The sequence below is a fragment of the Janibacter sp. FSL W8-0316 genome, from assembly GCF_038004165.1.
Lineage (GTDB): Bacteria > Actinomycetota > Actinomycetes > Actinomycetales > Dermatophilaceae > Janibacter > Janibacter indicus.
This window is the reverse complement of the sequence record NZ_JBBOQX010000001.1, coordinates 1,406,054-1,423,368: the sequence shown is the minus strand read 5'-3', so window position 1 is coordinate 1,423,368 and position 17,315 is coordinate 1,406,054. Positions and strand designations below refer to the sequence as shown.

At 72.7% G+C, this 17,315-nt stretch carries 18 protein-coding genes and 2 riboswitches; of the genes, 14 read left to right on the top strand and 4 right to left on the bottom strand.

The genetic code is table 11. The annotated features are described in order from the left end of the window. Positions 1 to 41 precede the first annotated feature (41 nt). Entirely contained in the window at positions 42 to 974 is a 933-nt protein-coding gene (locus tag NYE39_RS06940; RefSeq protein WP_341012234.1) for a M23 family metallopeptidase, read from the bottom strand. Positions 975 to 1,139: 165 nt separating this feature from the next. After that, positions 1,140 to 2,048, bottom strand: a complete 909-nt coding sequence (locus NYE39_RS06935) for an esterase/lipase family protein (RefSeq protein WP_226282639.1) — start codon at positions 2,046 to 2,048, stop codon at positions 1,140 to 1,142. Positions 2,049 to 2,226: 178 nt separating this feature from the next. Here NYE39_RS06935 and sucC point away from each other — a divergent pair, with 178 nt between their 5' ends. The 7 genes from sucC (at position 2,227) to ribH (ending at position 9,106) form a co-directional block, all read left to right on the top strand. Then, positions 2,227 to 3,408, top strand: coding sequence for an ADP-forming succinate--CoA ligase subunit beta (sucC, locus tag NYE39_RS06930; RefSeq protein ID WP_072625277.1), 1,182 nt, complete (start codon positions 2,227 to 2,229; stop codon positions 3,406 to 3,408). Positions 3,409 to 3,426: 18 nt separating this feature from the next. Continuing rightward, positions 3,427 to 4,317 (top strand): succinate--CoA ligase subunit alpha, encoded by an 891-nt coding sequence (sucD, locus tag NYE39_RS06925; RefSeq protein ID WP_072625276.1) that lies wholly within the window; start codon positions 3,427 to 3,429, stop codon positions 4,315 to 4,317. 186 nt (positions 4,318 to 4,503) lie between these two features. Continuing rightward, positions 4,504 to 5,325: a lysozyme gene (locus NYE39_RS06920; protein ID WP_192910683.1), complete on the top strand. Its 822-nt coding sequence runs from the start codon at positions 4,504 to 4,506 to the stop codon at positions 5,323 to 5,325. A 93-nt stretch (positions 5,326 to 5,418) separates the two neighbouring features. Then, a riboswitch (FMN riboswitch) is annotated at positions 5,419 to 5,548 on the top strand. 144 nt (positions 5,549 to 5,692) lie between these two features. Beyond that, complete coding sequence (ribD, locus tag NYE39_RS06915; RefSeq protein WP_341012232.1) at positions 5,693 to 6,784, top strand: bifunctional diaminohydroxyphosphoribosylaminopyrimidine deaminase/5-amino-6-(5-phosphoribosylamino)uracil reductase RibD; 1,092 nt, start codon at positions 5,693 to 5,695, stop codon at positions 6,782 to 6,784. After that, complete coding sequence (locus NYE39_RS06910) at positions 6,784 to 7,395, top strand: riboflavin synthase (RefSeq protein ID WP_341012231.1); 612 nt, start codon at positions 6,784 to 6,786, stop codon at positions 7,393 to 7,395. Before ribD ends, NYE39_RS06910 begins: the two co-directional genes overlap by 1 nt. Continuing rightward, entirely contained in the window at positions 7,392 to 8,639 is a 1,248-nt protein-coding gene (locus NYE39_RS06905; protein WP_318843246.1) for a bifunctional 3,4-dihydroxy-2-butanone-4-phosphate synthase/GTP cyclohydrolase II, read from the top strand. Before NYE39_RS06910 ends, NYE39_RS06905 begins: the two co-directional genes overlap by 4 nt. Next, the gene (gene ribH / locus NYE39_RS06900; RefSeq protein WP_341012230.1) at positions 8,636 to 9,106 is read left to right on the top strand and encodes a 6,7-dimethyl-8-ribityllumazine synthase; all 471 of its coding nucleotides are present in this window, start codon (positions 8,636 to 8,638) and stop codon (positions 9,104 to 9,106) included. The genes NYE39_RS06905 and ribH overlap by 4 nt, the downstream gene beginning before the upstream one ends. Before the next feature lie 157 nt (positions 9,107 to 9,263). On the opposite strand, the gene NYE39_RS06895 is transcribed toward ribH, so the two are convergent. Together NYE39_RS06895 and NYE39_RS06890 are read right to left on the bottom strand one after the other, a co-directional pair. Then, the gene (locus tag NYE39_RS06895; RefSeq protein ID WP_192910680.1) at positions 9,264 to 10,133 is read right to left on the bottom strand and encodes a hypothetical protein; all 870 of its coding nucleotides are present in this window, start codon (positions 10,131 to 10,133) and stop codon (positions 9,264 to 9,266) included. Beyond that, positions 10,126 to 10,632 (bottom strand): RNA polymerase sigma factor, encoded by a 507-nt coding sequence (locus tag NYE39_RS06890; protein WP_084450255.1) that lies wholly within the window; start codon positions 10,630 to 10,632, stop codon positions 10,126 to 10,128. The genes NYE39_RS06895 and NYE39_RS06890 overlap by 8 nt, the downstream gene beginning before the upstream one ends. Positions 10,633 to 10,760: 128 nt before the next feature. Here NYE39_RS06890 and NYE39_RS06885 point away from each other — a divergent pair, with 128 nt between their 5' ends. The 7 genes from NYE39_RS06885 to NYE39_RS06855 all read left to right on the top strand — a co-directional run bounded on the left by NYE39_RS06885 (position 10,761) and on the right by NYE39_RS06855 (position 17,306). Continuing rightward, a complete protein-coding gene (locus tag NYE39_RS06885; protein WP_192910679.1) occupies positions 10,761 to 11,909 on the top strand; it encodes a cell division protein PerM in 1,149 nt (382 codons plus the stop codon). 132 nt (positions 11,910 to 12,041) lie between these two features. Further along, complete coding sequence (locus NYE39_RS06880) at positions 12,042 to 12,773, top strand: hypothetical protein (RefSeq protein ID WP_341012229.1); 732 nt, start codon at positions 12,042 to 12,044, stop codon at positions 12,771 to 12,773. Beyond that, on the top strand, positions 12,689 to 13,441 hold the full coding sequence (gene purN, locus NYE39_RS06875) for a phosphoribosylglycinamide formyltransferase (RefSeq protein ID WP_341012228.1): 753 nt from the start codon (positions 12,689 to 12,691) through the stop codon (positions 13,439 to 13,441). The genes NYE39_RS06880 and purN overlap by 85 nt, the downstream gene beginning before the upstream one ends. Positions 13,442 to 13,451: 10 nt before the next feature. Beyond that, a riboswitch (ZMP/ZTP riboswitch) is annotated at positions 13,452 to 13,533 on the top strand. 30 nt (positions 13,534 to 13,563) lie between these two features. Next, positions 13,564 to 15,162: a bifunctional phosphoribosylaminoimidazolecarboxamide formyltransferase/IMP cyclohydrolase gene (gene purH, locus NYE39_RS06870; protein WP_341012227.1), complete on the top strand. Its 1,599-nt coding sequence runs from the start codon at positions 13,564 to 13,566 to the stop codon at positions 15,160 to 15,162. Next, a complete protein-coding gene (locus NYE39_RS06865; protein ID WP_083546153.1) occupies positions 15,152 to 16,150 on the top strand; it encodes a DMT family transporter in 999 nt (332 codons plus the stop codon). The genes purH and NYE39_RS06865 overlap by 11 nt, the downstream gene beginning before the upstream one ends. A 5-nt stretch (positions 16,151 to 16,155) precedes the next feature. Continuing rightward, positions 16,156 to 17,001, top strand: coding sequence for a bifunctional methylenetetrahydrofolate dehydrogenase/methenyltetrahydrofolate cyclohydrolase (locus tag NYE39_RS06860; RefSeq protein ID WP_341012226.1), 846 nt, complete (start codon positions 16,156 to 16,158; stop codon positions 16,999 to 17,001). Next, positions 16,998 to 17,306, top strand: coding sequence for a DUF3017 domain-containing protein (locus NYE39_RS06855; RefSeq protein WP_084450262.1), 309 nt, complete (start codon positions 16,998 to 17,000; stop codon positions 17,304 to 17,306). The genes NYE39_RS06860 and NYE39_RS06855 overlap by 4 nt, the downstream gene beginning before the upstream one ends. Positions 17,307 to 17,315 lie beyond the last annotated feature (9 nt).

Sequence of the window (17,315 nt, the reverse complement as noted above, 5' to 3'; positions counted from 1 at the left end):
TGACCAGTGGTCGTCGGCCCCCTTCGGGGTGGCTGGGTGGGTCAGCTGAACCCGCGCTCGGCGAGCCAGCCGGCGGGGTCGATCGGCTCGCCGCCGCCCGGGTGGATCTCCATGTGCAGGTGCGGGCCGGTCGAGCGGCCGGTGTTGCCCGACAGGGCGACGGTGTCGCCCGGGGCGACCTGCTGGCCGACGGAGGCGCTCACCGAGCTCAGGTGCCCGTAGCGCGAGACCGTGCCGTCCCAGTACTTGATGTCGATGTAGATGCCGTAGCCGTCCATCGGACCGGCGCCGATGACCTCACCGCTGCTCATCGCCTTGAGCGGGGTGCCGACGGCGGCGGCGTAGTCCTGACCGGCGTGCAGGCGACCCCAGCGGTGGCCGAAGGGGGAGGTGAAGACGGCGTTGTCGAGCGGCTTGACCCACCCCTGGGCGCCGACCGAGCTGGCGTCACCCGAGGCGGTGGCCCCGGAGCCGGAGGCCGTGGTGGTCGAGCCCGAGGTGCTCTGGGCGGCGCGCTCGCGGGCGGCGCGCTTCTTGGCCTCGGCGCGGTCGGCGGCCAGCTGCTTGCGAGCCTTGTCGCGGGCGACGCGCTGGCGCTCCTGTGTGCGGCCCTGGTCCTGGGCGACCGAGGTCGACGCGGCCTGGCGGCGCTGGGCGAGACCGTCGGTCTCGTCGGTGGTCGTGGCGGACTCGGCGCGGGCGCTCTCGACGACGTCGGGGTCGGAGAGCATCTCAGCGGCGCTCGGGGTCTCGGCACCGGCCGGGGTGAAGGCGGCCTGCGCGTGGGAGGCGGCCGAGGTGAACGGCGAGGACTGCGCGGCGGTGGCGCCGGCGGCCGTCAGCACGAGGGTCGCGGCGGCCGCGGTGGGCAGCGCGTAGGCGGGGCCGAAGGTCTTGGGGAGGCGCGAGCGGCGCTGCTGGGCGCGGCGCTCGGCGCGGGTGGGCGGCCGGTGTCGACCGGTGTACTCACTCATGAAGGGGACGTCCTCGCAGGGGATCTCGGACTCAGCCTCTGGGGTGGGACCGTGGACAAATCTCGGCAACCCTAGCGTGACCATTTCGTTATGCAAAACTGAGGGTGGCTCGGGCCACACGACGGTGGTCGAGCCCCGTCGAGTCCGCCGGGCGCGGGTGCCCGATCAGGCGGAGATGTCGGTGACCGACGCGGTCTGGTTGCCCTCGGAGTCGATCTGCACCAAGCTCGTCGCGATCTTGTGCACGACGGTCGGCAGGATCGGCAGCGACAGGTGCCCGACGCCCCGCAGGCGCACATTGGTCACCTCGACGCCCTCCTGCTGGAGCGAGGCGCCAACCGCCGGGACGATGACCTCGTCGGTGTCGGACCAGAAGGCGATGATCCGGGTCCGGCAGCCGGGCGCGGGCTCGTTGAGCTCCTGCATCAGCGCACTGCCGGGGCGCAGCTGGCGGGTGAGCGAGGTGGGCAGGAGGTAGGCCGCGAGCGTGCCCGTGTGCGGCGCGCCGAGGGTGGCGAGGGTGTGGATGCGCTCGTCACCACCCAGCCGGGTCACGTAGTAGCGGGCGACGACCCCACCCAGGCTGTGCGCGACGATGTGGATCCGCTCGTAGCCCGTCTCCTCGACGATCGCCTCGACCTCCTCCGCGAGCTGGGCGGCGGCGGTGCGCACGTCGCGGGTGCGCACGGAGTAGTTCATCGCGAAGACCCGGCTGAAGCCACGGCGCAGCAGGCCGCGCCGCAGCACGGTGAAGATCGAGTGGTTGTCGGCGAAGCCGTGGAGCAGCAAGATCGGCGTCCCGCTCTCGACGAGGCCGGCGACGAGCATGCCGCGGCGCACGGGGTTGAGGTGCTCGATGCGGTAGCCGTGGCGCGGACCGCCGCGGCGGGGCGAGCGGGCGCCGAAGGGGTAGAGGGAGAAGTGCGTCGTCGCCCAGACGAGCTCGACGGCGGCGAAGACCATCGCCTGCGTCGTCGCCATCCGCCGGGCCTGGTCGACCACGCCGGACCGCAGGCTCGCCGGTGTCGGGTCGCCGGTCGCGAGGTCGCCGTCGTACGGCTGCTGCGTGGCCATGGTGACCCGAGGGTAACCCCGCTTCGGTGCCGTGAGCGAGATCTCGTGACGACTCCGTGATCCACGGTTCAACCACCCCGCGTCGCGAGCGCTCGCGAGACCGGACGTGCTCCCCCTTCGTCCGGGGGCTAGTCTCGTCCCGCACCCCGTTACCACAGCAGAGGACGGAATCACCCTCGTGGATCTCTTCGAGTACCAAGCACGCGACGTGTTCGAGAAGCACGGCGTCCCGGTTCTTGCCGGCGCCGTCGCCACCACCCCCCAGGAGGCTCGAGCAGCCGCCGAGACCATCGGCGCCAAGAGCGGCGGTGTCACCGTCGTCAAGGCCCAGGTCAAGACCGGTGGCCGCGGCAAGGCCGGCGGCGTCAAGGTCGCCAAGACCGTGGACGAGGCCGAGGCGCACGCCGAGGCCATCCTGGGCATGGACATCAAGGGCCACACGGTCCACAAGGTCATGATCGCCCAGGGCGCCCAGATCGCCGAGGAGTACTACTTCTCGATCCTGCTCGACCGTGCCAACCGCACGTACCTCGCCATGTGCTCCAAGGAGGGCGGCATGGAGATCGAGCAGCTCGCCGTCGAGCGCCCCGAGGCCCTCGCCCGCATCGCGGTCGACCCCAACGTCGGCATCGACGACGCCAAGGCCACCGAGATCGTCCAGGCCGCGGGCTTCGACGAGGCCGACCAGGCCAAGATCGCCGACGTCCTGAAGAAGCTGTGGGTCGTCTACCGCGACGAGGACGCGACCCTCGTCGAGGTCAACCCCCTCGTCAAGACCGAGCAGGGCGACATCGTCGCCCTCGACGGCAAGGTCACCCTCGACGGCAACGCCGACTTCCGCCATCCGGACCACGCCGAGCTCGAGGACAAGGCTGCGGCCGACCCGCTCGAGGCCAAGGCCAAGAGCCTGGGCCTCAACTACGTCAAGCTCGACGGCAACGTCGGCATCATCGGCAACGGCGCCGGGCTCGTCATGAGCACCCTCGACGTCGTCGCCTACGCCGGTGAGGACTTCACCGGCGGCAAGGCCAAGCCGGCCAACTTCCTCGACATCGGTGGCGGCGCCTCGGCCGAGGTCATGGCCAACGGCCTCGACGTCATCCTCGGCGACGAGCAGGTCAACTCCGTCTTCGTCAACGTCTTCGGTGGCATCACCGCGTGCGACGCGGTCGCGGACGGCATCGTCGGCGCCCTCAAGACCCTCGGCGACTCGGCGACCAAGCCGCTCGTCGTGCGTCTCGACGGCAACAACGTCGACGAGGGTCGTCGCATCCTCGCCGAGTTCAACCACCCCCTCGTGACCGTCGAGGCCACCATGGACGGCGCCGCCCGCAAGGCCGCCGAGCTGGCCGCGAAGTAAAGGACGACTGAAACAGACATGGCAATCTTCCTCACCGCTGACTCCAAGGTCATCGTCCAGGGCATGACCGGCTCGGAGGGCATGAAGCACACGACGCGCATGCTCGCCTCGGGCACCAACGTCGTGGGTGGCGTCAACCCCAAGAAGGCCGGCCAGAGCGTCGACTTCCCGGGTGGCCAGTCCGTCCCCGTCTTCGGCTCCGTCGCCGACGCGATCAAGGAGACCGGCGCCGACGTGTCGGTCATCTTCGTGCCGCCGGCCTTCGCCAAGTCCGCCGTCGTCGAGGCCGTCGACGCCGAGATCGGCCTCGCCGTCATCATCACCGAGGGCATCCCCGTCAGGGACTCCGCGGAGTTCTACAACTACTCCGTCGGCAAGGCCACGCGCCTCATCGGCCCCAACTGCCCCGGCCTGATCAGCCCCGGCAAGTCCAACGCCGGCATCATCCCGGCGGACATCGCCGGCGCCGGTCGCATCGGCCTGGTCTCCAAGTCGGGCACGCTGACCTACCAGATGATGTACGAGCTGCGTGAGTTCGGCTTCTCCACGGCCGTCGGCATCGGTGGCGACCCGATCATCGGCACGACGCACATCGACTGCCTCGAGGCCTTCGAGGCCGACCCCGAGACCGACGCGATCGTCATGATCGGCGAGATCGGTGGCGACGCCGAGGAGCGGGCCGCGGCCTACATCAAGGAGCACGTCACGAAGCCGGTCGTCGGCTACGTCGCGGGCTTCACCGCCCCGGAGGGCAAGACCATGGGCCACGCCGGCGCCATCGTCTCCGGCTCCTCGGGCACGGCTGCCGCCAAGAAGGAGGCCCTCGAGGCCGCCGGCGTCAAGGTCGGCAAGACGCCGTCTGAGACGGCTGACCTCATGCGCGAGATCATGCAGGGCCTGGGCAAGTAACCAGCCCGACCCCATGACGAAGGGGAGGGGAGACCGCGAGGTCTTCCCTCCCCTTCGTCATGCCCGGCAGATCCTGACGAAGGTCTGACCGCAGCGAGGGGAGTTCGTGGGCCGCTCGTCACCTGCGGTCCCTAGGGTCCACGCGGGCCGCCTGCCGCGGCCCGCACCCGACGCCAGGAGACCTCCATGTCCCGCACGACCACCGTGCTCGCCGCGCTGCTCGCGGCGACCGCCCTCACGGCCACGACCGCCTCGGCCGCACCCACCCAGGACCGCCCGACACCCGAGGCCAAGGCGGCCGGCATCACCGAGCCCGGCGACGCGCGCATGGGGTGGAAGGAGCGCTCGCAGCAGCCGACGGCGCGCAGCAGCGCAACCGTGGCCGCGCCCGCGGGCGTCCCGGGCATCGACGTGTCCAACTGGCAGGGCTCGGTCGACTGGACCGCGCAGTGGAATGCCGGCAAGCGCTTCGCCTACGTCAAGGCGACCGAGGGGACCGGCTACACCAGCCCCTCCTTCGCCCAGCAGTACAACGGCTCCTACAACGTGGGCATGGTCCGCGGCAGCTACCACTTCGCCCTGCCCAACACGTCCTCCGGCGCCACCCAAGCCAACTATTTCGTCGACCACGGGGGCGGCTGGTCCGCCGACGGCAAGACGCTGCCCGGCGTCCTCGACGTCGAGTGGAACCCCTACGGCAGCACCTGCTACGGGCTGACCCAGAGCGGCATGCGGACCTGGATCAACTCCTTCCTCAACCAGTACAAGGCGCGCACCGGCCGCTACCCGGTGATCTACACCAACACCAACTGGTGGAACGAGTGCGTCGGCCACGACACGAGCTTCGCGGCGAAGTCCCCGCTGTGGATCGCCCGCTACTCCAGCAGCGCCGGCACCATGCCCACCGGCTGGGGCACCTACTCCTTCTGGCAGTACACCGACAGCCCGATCGACCAGAACGTCTGGAACGGCTCGCTCGACCGGCTGCGCTACTTCGCGAAGAACTGACGCCGCATCCTCCGGGCCGGTGCCGTGTGGTGAGACCCACGATGGCACCGGCCCGTGACGGGAGTACCCTGATGCGCGTACGAGTTCAGTCGTACGCGTGCTCCGGGGTCGGTGTAATTCCGAGCCGGCGGTAACAGTCCGCGAGCCCGTCCTCTCGAGGCCGGGTTGAGCTGGTGGAACTCCAGCACCGACGGTGAAAGTCCGGATGGGAGGCAGCACGCGACGGCGTGGGCCGTGCCGTGCGGGCTCCCTGTCGGGCGACTGTCCGGTGCGGTCGTCACCGGCTACCCGGTGGTCCCACGTCGTCGTCACGCCATCGGCGTGCCTTCCTGTGCCCCGTGGTCCGCGTCGGACCACGGAGAGGCAGATGCAGCAACCCGTCACCATCGATTGGGCCATGACCCGCGCCGTCGAGCTGGCGGCGCGCGGCCTCGGGCGCACCGCCCCCAACCCCGTCGTCGGGTGCGTCGTGCTCGACGCGGCCGGTGCCGTCGTGGGCGAAGGGTGGCACTCTCGGGCCGGTGGCCCCCACGCCGAGGTCGAGGCGCTGGCTGCCGCCGGAGACGCCGCACGCGGCGGCACCGCCGTCGTCACCCTCGAGCCCTGCCGGCACTCCGGTCGCACCGGCCCCTGCACGAGCGCCCTCCTCGCCGCCGGCGTCGCCCGGGTCGTCGTCGCCGTCCCCGACCCCACAGAGACCGCCGGCGGGGGAGCGGACCTGTTGCGCCGCAACGGCGTCGAAGTCGTCGAGGGCGTCGGTCGAGCAGCGGCCGAGCACGGCAACCGAGCCTGGCTGCACGCTGTGCGCACCGGCCGGCCCTGGGTGACGTGGAAGCTCGCCACGACCCTCGACGGGCGCACGTCGGCCGCCGACGGCACGAGCCGGTGGATCACCGGCGCGACCGCCCGCGCGGCCGTCCACCGGCTGCGCGCCGAGCGCGACGCCGTCCTCGTCGGCGCCGGCACCCTGCGCGCGGACGATCCGCACCTCGCCGTGCGCGGCCTCGACGACGTCACCCAGCCGCTGCGCGTGGTCCTCGACCCGCGCGCCGAGATCGCGCTCGCCGCCCGGGTCCTCGACGACGTCGCGCCGACGCTCGTCGTCGTCGCCGAGGACGCTGACGCGACCCGGCTCACCGCAGCCGGGGTCGACGTGCTTGCCCTGCCGGTGGGGGAGCGGGGCCTCGACCTCGCGGCCCTCCTCGCGGCCCTCCACGGGCGCGGGGTGCACTCCGTCCTGCTCGAGGGCGGCGCCCACCTGGCCTCGTCCGCCGTCGCTGCCGACCGCGTCGACGAGGTCGTCGCCCACATCGCCCCCGCGCTGCTCGGGGCCGGTTCGCCGGTCCTCGCGGACGCGGGGATCACGACCATCACCGAGGCCCTGCGCCTCACCACCACCGACGTCGCCCGCCTCGGCGACGACGTCGCCGTCACCGCCACCGTGAGGAGGGAGCGCTGATGTTCACCGGGATCATCGAGGAGCTCGGGGAGGTGGTCGCCATCGAGCCGGGCGCCGACTCCAGCCGGCTCACCGTCCGTGGCGAGGTGACGACCGCCGAGGTTGCCCACGGGGCCTCGATCGCCGTCAACGGTGCCTGCCTGACCGTCACCGACCACGAGGCGAAGGGGGGAGTCGTCACCTTCGACGTCATGGCCGAGAGCCTGCGCCGTACCGTCCTCGGCGACCTCGCCGTCGGCGACGTGGTCAACCTCGAGCGGGCGATGGTGCTCGGCGCGCGCCTCGACGGGCACCTCGTCCAGGGGCACGTCGACGGGACCGCGACGATCACCGAGCGGCGTCCGGGGGATCGGTGGGAGGAGGTGCGGCTCTCGCTCGCACCCGAGCTGGCCCCCTTCGTCGTGGACAAGGGCTCGATCTGTCTCGACGGGGTGAGCCTGACCCTCACCGCGGTCGGCGACGACCATGTCGAGGTCGCCCTCATCCCGACGACCATGGAGCTGACGACCCTGGGCCGCAAGGGAGTCGGCGACCGGGTCAACGTCGAGGTCGACATCCTCGGCAAGTACGTGCAGCGCACCCTTGCGCTCGAGACGAAGGACGCACGATGAGCCACGACGAGAGCCTGCTCGACCCGATCGAGACCGCCATCGAGGCCATGGCCGCCGGCCGCCCGGTGCTCGTCGTCGACGACGCCGACCGGGAGAACGAGGGCGACATCATCTTCGCCGCGGACGCCGCGACCGACGAGATCATGGGCGCCACCGTGCGCCTCGGCAGCGGGGTCATCTGCGTCGCGATGACGGGCGAGGACCTCGACCGCCTCGCCCTGCCGCCGATGACCGCGATCAACGAGGACGCCAAGGGCACCGCCTACACGATCTCCGTCGACGCGCGCGAGGGCGTGACGACCGGCATCAGCGCCGCCGACCGGGCCCGCACGGCGAGGCTGCTCGCCGACCCGGCGACCGGCCGCGAGGACCTGGCCCGCCCGGGCCACGTCTTCCCCCTTCGCGCCCGTGACGGGGGTGTCCTCGTGCGCCGCGGGCACACCGAGGCCGCCGTCGACCTGTGCCGGCTCGCCGGCCGCCGCCCGGCCGGCGTCATCTGCGAGGTCGTCGAGGAGGACGGCTCGATGTCGCGGCTGCCGCAGCTGCGCCGGCTCGCCGACGAGCGCGGCTGGCCGCTGGTGAGCATCGCCGACCTCGTCGACCTGCGCCGACGCACCGAGGCGCTCGTCGAGCGGGTCGTCTCGACGCGCCTGCCGACGGTGCACGGCGAGTTCACCGCCCACGGCTACCGCAGCGGTGTCGACGGCAGCGAGCACATCGCGCTCGTCCACGGCGACATCAGCGAGGGCACCCCCCTCGTGCGGGTGCACAGCGAGTGCCTGACCGGAGACGTCTTCGGCTCCAAGCGCTGCGACTGCGGCCCTCAGCTCGAGGCGGCCCAGTCGGCCGTCGTGCGGGCCGGGGCCGGCGTCATCGTCTACGTCCGCGGCCACGAGGGGCGCGGCATCGGGCTCGTCGACAAGCTGCGCGCCTACGCCGGCCAGGACGCCGGCGCCGACACCGTCGACGCCAACTCCGAGCTCGGCCTGCCCGTCGACGCGCGGGACTACACGCACGCCGCCCAGGTGCTGCGCGACCTCGGGCTCGGCACCGTGCGCCTGCTGAGCAACAACCCGGCGAAGGTCCAGGCCCTCACCTCCCTCGGCATCGAGGTGTCTGGCCGGGAGCCGCTGCCGCCGAGCATCACCAGCGACAACCTCCACTACCTGCGCACCAAGCGCGACCGGATGGGCCACGACCTCCCGTGGCTGCCGGACACCCACGACGAAGGGAGCACCCGATGAGCGGGCACGGAGCACCTCGGATCGACCTCGGCGACGCGAGTGACCTGCGGGTCGCGATCGTCGCGTCGAGCTGGCACACCGAGGTCATGGACGGCCTCGTCGCCGGCGCGCGGGCCGCGCTGGGCGAGGCGGGCATCGAGCCGACCTTCGTCCCGGTGCCGGGCAGCTTCGAGCTGCCGGTCGTCGCGGCGCAGCTGGCGCGGACCCACGACGCGGTCGTGGCCCTGGGGGTGGTGATCCGCGGCGGCACACCGCACTTCGACTACGTCTGCTCCGCGGCGACCGACGGGTTGTCGCGGGTGGCGATCGAGACCGGGACACCGGTGGGCTTCGGTCTGCTGACCTGCGACGACGACGCGCAGGCCCTCGACCGCGCCGGGCTGCCGGGGTCGCGTGAGGACAAGGGACGCGAGGCGGCGGAGGCCGCGGTCTCGACGGCGCTCACCCTGCGCTCGCTGCGTGGGTGACGCAGGACACATGCGGACGGTGGGGCCCGGGGAGTGACGTGCAGTCCTCCCGGGCCTACCCTTGGCGACACAGCGCCGACCCGGTCGATCCCCCCCTGCTCCCGGGTCGGCGTTGCCGTGCTCGCCCGGGAGTGCATCGCCGCGGCTGTCGCTGCGGTCAGTGGGTGATCTCGGCGCCGTCCGGGCCGGTCGTCGTGCTGACGCCGTCACCCGGCATCCAGCCGGTGTCGGTCACCAGGTCGACGTCGCCCAGCGCGGCCTTGGCGAGGTTGCGCATCTCGTCGCTCGAGTAGGTCATGCCGTCGACCTCGGCGACGGTGAGGAAGGTCGTCGTGCGACCTCGTGAGGCCTCGACCCACCAGTAGGTCGAGCCGTCGGGGCCGGTGGCGTGCCACGAGCGGTAGCTCGCGTCGCCGGTGGTGAGTGGCAGCTGCTCGGTGATGCGCGAGGAGACGGTGTAGGTCTCCTCGCAGCGGGCGACGGCCTCGTCGACCGCGTCGGTCGGGGCGTCGGTGCTCGTGGTCGAGGTGCCGATCCACTGCCCGGCGATGACCCGGCCGTCGGCGAGCGTGGAGACGCGTCGGTCCCAGGACCCGCTCTCGGGGGTCTGGAAGCACTGGCCCTGCGGGTCGGCCGACGAACGGGTGCTGGTCACGTCGAGCCCGAGCGCGGCGCTCCACTCCTGCGAGTCGAGCAGGGTGATCGCATCGTCGGTGGCGGTGACGGTCGTGGTGCCGGCGGGTGCGGTGCCGGGTCGGTCCACGACGATCAGCGCGGCCGAGGTCGCGACGAGTGCGGCGGCGGCCACGCCGGCGACGACCGCAAAGGTGCGGCGCCGGCGGCGGCCGAGCTCGACGACGGCGCCGCCCGACGGGTGCTCGCCGCCCGTCGCCCCTTCGGCCCGGGCGCGGATGAAGGCGGGCTCGGGCAGCGGCTCGTCGCGGACGTCGTCCATGAGCGACATGAGCGCCGCCCGGACCAGCTCGTCGTCCTCGGGGTCCCACGGCGGGTCGTGACGATCAGTCATCGTGGGCCTCCTTGTCGGCGAGGATCTTGGCGAGCTGCGCGCGCCCGCGGTGCAGGCGCGCCTTGATGGTGCCCGGCGGGGTGCCGGTCTGACGGGAGATCTCCTCCACGGAGAGGTCGGTGAGGTAGTGCAGGGCGAGCGTCTCGCGCACGTCCGGACCGAGGGTGCGCAGGGCAGCCACGACCGCCACGCGGTCCTCGTTGGGAGCGGTGGGGGCGGAGCCCTCGCCGTGGCGTTCCATCGCCTTGGTCCGGTTGGTGTCCTTGCGCCATGCGGAGATCGCAATGCGGCGTGCCACGGTTCGTACCCAGGCGCCCGGCTCGTCCGTGGCGCGGACCTGGTCCCACCGCTGCCACGCCCTGGCGAAGGCCTCCTGGGTGGAGTCCCGAGCCAGCTCGAGGTCGCCCGTCGAGGCATAGACGAGGTGCACGACGCGCTGCGCCGTGGAGCGGTAGAAGTCGTCGAACTCGGCCTCGGCCGATGCTTCGCCTCCCTTCATTCACCCCTCCAGACGCGTCAGGGGGGCACTCGGTTGCCCCCGATCCCGAAATCTTTTGCCGGGCCTCGGCTTGCCTCCACCACCGGACCCGCGTCGTCGGTAACGATGGGGGTGTGACGGTGATGGAGATGATCCGGTCGGCCACGACCGGGCACGACGCTACCCGCCAGCGGCCCGAGGTGCGGGCTGCGGGGGTCGGCGCGGCGACCGCGGCCGCCGGATGGTGTGTCACCGTCCTGCTCGTCGTCCTCGCCGGTCTGGCCGTACCGCGGGCCACCGCGAGCTTCGGTGACGTGCTCGGCTCGGGCAGCCTGCTGTGGCTCGTCCTCGGCGGCGGCCGCCTGCACGTGGGTGAGGGCCTCCTCGCCCTCACCCCGCTGCTCGGCACCCTCCTGCTCGTGCTGCTCGCCCGCTGGGGTGCCCGCCGCGGTCTGCCCGACGAGTCCGACCCGCGGGTCCAGGGCGCCTGGGTCGGCGGGTACGCACTCTTCGGTCTCGTCGCCGCACTGCTCGGCCTGCTCTCCCCAGCCGCTCCCGGCTGGACCAGCCTGCCCGTGCCCCTCGTCGTCGTGCCGGTCCTCGGCCTGCTCCTCGCGCACGGCCTGCCCGAGCCGGTCGCCGAGCGGTGGGAGAGCGCGCCGCTCGCGCTGCGTCGTGGCCTGCGGCCCGGGGCGAAGGGGGCAGCCACCCTCGTCGGAGTGGGTTCCCTGCTCGTCGTCGTCGCGACGGCGATCCACCTGGGCCGGGTCGGGCACATCCAGTCCGAGCTCGAGGCCGGCTTCTTCGGCGGCCTGCTCCTCGTGCTCCTCCAGCTGCTGCTGCTGCCCAACCTCGGCATCTGGGCGCTGTCCTTCGCCGCCGGCCCGGGTGTCGCCACCGCCGGCGGGGCCATGACCACGTGGTCGGGGGCCGAGGCCGGACTGCTGCCGATGGTCCCCGTGCTCGCCGCCCAGCCTCAGCCCGGTGACCTGCCGTGGGTGACCCGGCTCCTCGTACTGCTGCCCGTGCTCGTCGGGGTCCTCGTCGCCCGCTGGGCCCTCCTCGAGGTGCCGCGCTTGGCCCCCACCCAGGCCAAGCTCGCGGCCGTCGCCACCGCCGTCCTCGTCGCTGCCGTCGCGGTGGCCGTGCTCGACGGTCTCGGGGGCGGCTCGATCGGTGCGGTGCGCCTGAGCGACCTCGGTGCTCCCGCGCTGCCGCTCATGCTCGTGCTGCTGCTCGAGCTGGGGCTGGGCGCCCTGGCCGTGCTCGCCCGTGACTGGTGGGTCCTGCGCCGCTGAGCGGACCCCCTTCGTCCTGCCGCAGCGGTCCCGGGGTGCCGTGACCGACTCGTGATGCAACCGGATCGCGGCTCCGACCGTCTGCTGGGGTGAGCGGCCCCGCAGGGGGAGCCGCAGGACAGGGGCACTCCGATGAACCGCACGACCCCACCGATCATGACCGTGGCGGCCGCCGCCATCGCCGCGCTCTCGCTCGCAGCCTGTGGCGGTTCCGACCAGGCCGGGGACCCGGCGTCGCAGACCACGGTGACCGAGCGCTCGCAGACGACCACCTCGGCGACGACGACGCAGACTGCCTCCCCGACCGCGAGCGCCACGTCGACCGCGGCCCCGGCCACGCCCAGCAGCAGCGGGCCCTCCGCGGCGCCGGCCGATCCGAGCGAACCCGGGACCGTGCCGCCCGATGCCAACGCGTCCGCACCGTCGGGCGGCGGCGACGAGCTCACTACCCGGGACTCCGAAGCGCTCTTCGTCTCGCCGAGCGGCAGGATCAGCTGTCACATGACCGCCATGGGCACCACCCAGGTGCGGTGCGACCTCGTCGGCGCCACCTTCCCCGTCGCCGATGACGTCGCCGCCGACTGCGAGTGGGACACCGGCACGAGCATGCACGTGAGCAGTGACGGAGGTGCGCAGGTCGGCTGCGTGAGTGACGTCGTCGCCACCGGCAGGGCCGACTCCGAGCAGGCACGGCTGTGGTGGCAGGAGTCCTTCGGCACCGCGGGCAACGGGCAGGCCGTCCTGCCCTATGGCAAGAGCCTCAACGTCGGTGGCGCCCGGTGCACGAGCACCCGGGAGCACGTGCGGTGCACGGTCGACGGCCAGGGATTCACGATCAGCACCGGCGGGTACACGCTCGTCTGACGTCGACGACGGGTCTCGTCCCCGGGACGACGAGGGGCGCTCACCCGCGCGACCTAGACTCGCGGGGTGAGCGCCCCCTTCGTCTCGTCGCCCTCGTCTCCGGCTCCGGGTCCCTCCTGCAAGCCCTGCTCGACGCCCAGTCCGCAGGCACCCTGCCCGCGCAGGTCGTCGCCGTCGGCGCCGACAAGGAGTGCACCGGCCTGGAGCGCGCGCGGTCGGCCGGGGTGGAGACCTTCGTCGAGGCGGTGCGCGACCACGCCGACCGCGGCGCGTGGGACGAGGCGCTCGCCGCCCGCATCCGGGAGCACGCGCCCGACCTCGTCGTCACGGCCGGCTTCATGAAGATCCTCGGGCCGCAGGCCCTGACGACGGCCACCTTCGTCAACACCCACCCTGCGCTGCTGCCCTCCTTCCCCGGCGCGCACGGGGTGCGCGACGCCCTCGCCCACGGCGTCACCGTCACCGGCTCGACCGCCCACCTCGTCGACGCCGGCGTCGACACCGGACCGATCATCGAGCAGCGCACCGTGGCGATCGCGCCCGACGACACCGAGGAGACGCTGCACGAGCGGATCAAGGTCGTCGAGCGCGAGATGCTCGTCGACGTCGTCACCGCCATGGCCACCGGCGGCTGGCGGGTCGAGGGGCGACGGGTGCACATCGGCTGAGCATCTAGACTCGGGGGCACACGACTGGCGAAGGTGGATCACCACCGGGGAGTGAGACAAGTCGAGGTGCATCGCCCGCCTGGGTGCACCCACCGCACCGCAGCGATCCTCCAGGAGTACTCGTGTCAGACCGCCGTCCCGTCCGCCGTGCCCTCGTCTCCGTCTACGACAAGACCGGCCTCGAGGACCTCGTCCGCGGCCTCGCCGACGCCGGCGTCGAGCTCGTCTCGACCGGCGGCTCGGCCGCCACGATCGCCGGTCTCGGCCTGCCGGTGACCAAGGTCGAGGACCTCACCGGCTTCCCCGAGTGCCTCGACGGCCGGGTCAAGACGCTCCACCCGCGGGTCCACGCGGGCATCCTCGCCGACACCCGGCTCGAGGACCACGTGCGGCAGCTCGAGGAGCTGGAGGTCGCCCCCTTTGACCTCGTCGTCGTCAACCTCTATCCCTTCGCCGACACCGTCGCCTCCGGCGCGGGCGTGCAGGACTGCATCGAGAAGATCGACATCGGCGGCCCGACCATGGTGCGCGCGGCCGCCAAGAACCACGCCTCCGTCGCGATCGTCACCGATCCCACGACCTACGGTGACGTCCTCGAGGCCGTGCGCGGCGGCGGCTTCACCCTCGCTCAGCGTCAGCGCCTCGCGACCGACGCCTTCGTCCACACGGCCACCTACGACGTGGCCGTCGCCTCGTGGATGGGCTCGGTCGTCAGCCCGAGCGACGAGACGCCCTTCCCCGGCTGGGTCGGCGGCACCTATGCCAAGAAGTCCGGCCTGCGGTACGGCGAGAACCCGCACCAGTCGGCCGCGCTCTACGTCACCGACGGTGGCGGCGGCATCGCCGGCGCCGAGCAGCTGCACGGCAAGGAGATGTCGTACAACAACTACATCGACGGTGACGCCGCGCTGCGCGCCGCGCACGACCACGGCGACCAGCCGACCGTCGCGATCATCAAGCACGCCAACCCGTGCGGCATCGCGGTGGGGGAGAGCATCGAGGTCGCCTACGAGCGCGCCCACGCCTGCGACCCCGTCTCCGCCTACGGCGGCATCGTCGCGACCAACCGCCCGGTGACCGCGGCCATGGCCCGTGCCCTCAACGACACCTTCTCCGAGGTTGTCGTCGCGCCCGACTTCGAGGCCGACGCCCTCGAGATCCTCCGCGAGAAGAAGAACCGTCGCCTGCTCAAGGCCGAGACGCCCGCCCCGGGCGGCGTCGAGACCCGGCCCGTCTCCGGTGGCCTGCTCGTGCAGCAGCGCGACGCCATCGACGGCGTGGTCGAGGCGAAGGCGGACGACAAGCCCACGCAGGGCCACGGCGACGACCCGAGCGCCTGGGCGCTCGTGACCGGTGAGGCCGCCGACGAGGCGACCCTCGCCGACCTCGCCTTCGCGTGGCGCGCGGTCCGGGCGACGAAGTCCAACGCGATCCTCCTGGCCAAGGACCAGGGCTCGGTCGGCATCGGCATGGGCCAGGTCAACCGCGTCGACTCCTGCCACCTCGCGGTGTGCCGGGCGGGCGAGGAGCGGGCGAAGGGGGCCGTCGCGGCCTCGGACGCCTTCTTCCCCTTCGCCGACGGGCTGCAGGTGCTCCTCGACGCCGGCGTCAGCGCGGTCGTCGCCCCCGGCGGGTCGGTGCGCGACGACGAGGTCGTCGCCGCGGCGCAGGCCGCCGGCATCACGATGTACTTCACCGGCACCCGCCACTTTGCCCACTGACGCCCCCCGGGCGCCCGCGAGCCGGTACCGGCTGGCGCTCATCCTGGCCTTCGTCAGCGGGTGGGGCATGTCGGCCCAGTCGCGGATGAACGGCGAGGTCGCGTCGGTGCTCGGCGCGCCCGCGCAGGCGGCGGTGTGGAGCTTCGGCTCCGGGCTGGTCCTGCTCGGGCTCGCGACGCTCTTGTCGGCCCGGGTTCGTCGCGGCATCGGCCGCATCGCCGCTGCCCTGCGCGGGGAGCGGCTGCGCTGGTGGCAGTGCCTCGGCGGCATCGGCGGCGGGTTCTTCGTCGCCGTCCAGACCGCGGCGGTGCCGCTTGTGGGCGTCGCGATCTTCACCGTCGCGACGGTCGCCGGCCAGACGGCCACCGGACTGCTCGTCGACCGGCTCGGGATCGGGCCGGGCGGACGCCGCCCGATCCTGCTTAGCCGGGTGATCGCGGCCGTCCTCGCCGTCGCCGGCGTGGGCGTGACCGTCTCCGGCTCCCTGGGCGAAGGTGGACTCTCCCCCCTTCCTGTCGTCCTCGCGGTGGTGGCCGGCGCCGGCCTCGCGCTGCAGCAGGGGGTCAACGGCCGGGTCAACCTCGTCAGCCGTGACGTCCTCGCTACGACGGGGCAGAACTTCCTCACCGGCACCGCCTTTCTCGTCGTCCTCCTCGGCGTCCAGTGGCTGCGTGGTGCCTATGAGCCTGTGTCCTTCGCCGGCGTGCCGTGGTGGGCATGGTGGGGCGGCTGCATCGGCGTGGTCTTCATCGCCGTGGCAGCGTGGGCCGTGCAGCACCTGGGTGTGCTCGTCTTCGGTCTGGCCCTGCTCAGCGGACAGATCGTCTCGGCCCTGGCCATCGATCTGGCCGTGCCCACGGCCGGCCACGAGGTCACCCTCGTCATGGCCCTCGGAGCCGGCGTGACCTTGGCCGCGGCCACCGTCGCCGGGTGGTTCGCCCGCCCCACGCGGACCGCACCCGACCCCTCGACCCTCGTGAAAGGATGAGATCCGTGACTGCACAGATCCTCGACGGCAAGGCGGCGCTCGCGTCGATCAAGGACGAGCTGGCCGCTCGCGTGGCCTCTCTCAAGGAGCAGGGCATCACGCCGGGCCTGGGCACCGTGCTCGTCGGCGACGACCCGGGGAGCTCGTGGTACGTGGCCGCGAAGCACAAGGACTGCGCCGAGATCGGCATCACGAGCATCCGGCGGGACCTGCCCGGGACCTCGACGCTGGAGGAGGTCCTCGACGTCGTGCGTGGCCTCAACGACGACCCGGCGTGCACCGGTTTCTTGGTGCAGCAGCCGACGGGCCTGGACGAAAACGCGATCCTGTCCGCGGTCGACCCCGCCAAGGACGTCGACGGGCTGCACCCGACCAACCTCGGGTGGCTCGTGCTCGGCAAGCCCGCCCCGCTGCCGTGCACGCCGATGGGCTGCATCGAGCTGCTGCGCCGCCACGACGTGCCGATCGCCGGTGCGCGCGTCGCGGTCGTCGGGCGCGGGATCACCGTCGGGCGTCCGCTCGGCCTGATCCTCACCCGCCGCAGCGAAAATGCCACGGTCGTCCTGTGCCACACCGGCACGCGCGACCTCACGGCCGAGGTGCGCCAGGCCGACATCGTCGTCGCCGCGGCCGGCGTGCCGGGCATCATCACGGCCGACATGGTCAAGCCGGGCGCCGCGGTCCTCGACGTGGGCGTCAGCCGGGTCGACGGCAAGATCGCCGGTGACGTGGCCGCCGACGTCGCCCAGGTCGCCGGGTGGATCAGCCCCAACCCCGGGGGCGTCGGCCCGATGACCCGCGCGATGCTGCTGACCAATGTCGTCGAGGCCGCGGAGCAGCAGCTGCGATGAGCGAGCCCGAGCAACCGACGGTTCCGGCCAGGCCTCCCCTTGACGTACCGGCGCTCGCCGCGTGGTGGGTCGTGGCGGCCGGGGTCGCCGTGGCCATGCTCTTCCTCGCGACCGACCACGTGCTGAGGGCGACCCTCTGCCTCGGGGGGAGCCTGCTGCTCGCGGCCCTGCTGCGGGTGACCGTGCGCGGGTCGACCATGGGGGGCATCGCTGTGCGCGGGCCGCTCGTCGACGTCATCACCCTCGTCGTCCTGGGTGTCGCGGTCCTCGTCTCGGGCTTCACCCTCGATCTCTCGGCCCGCTGATCCTGAGCG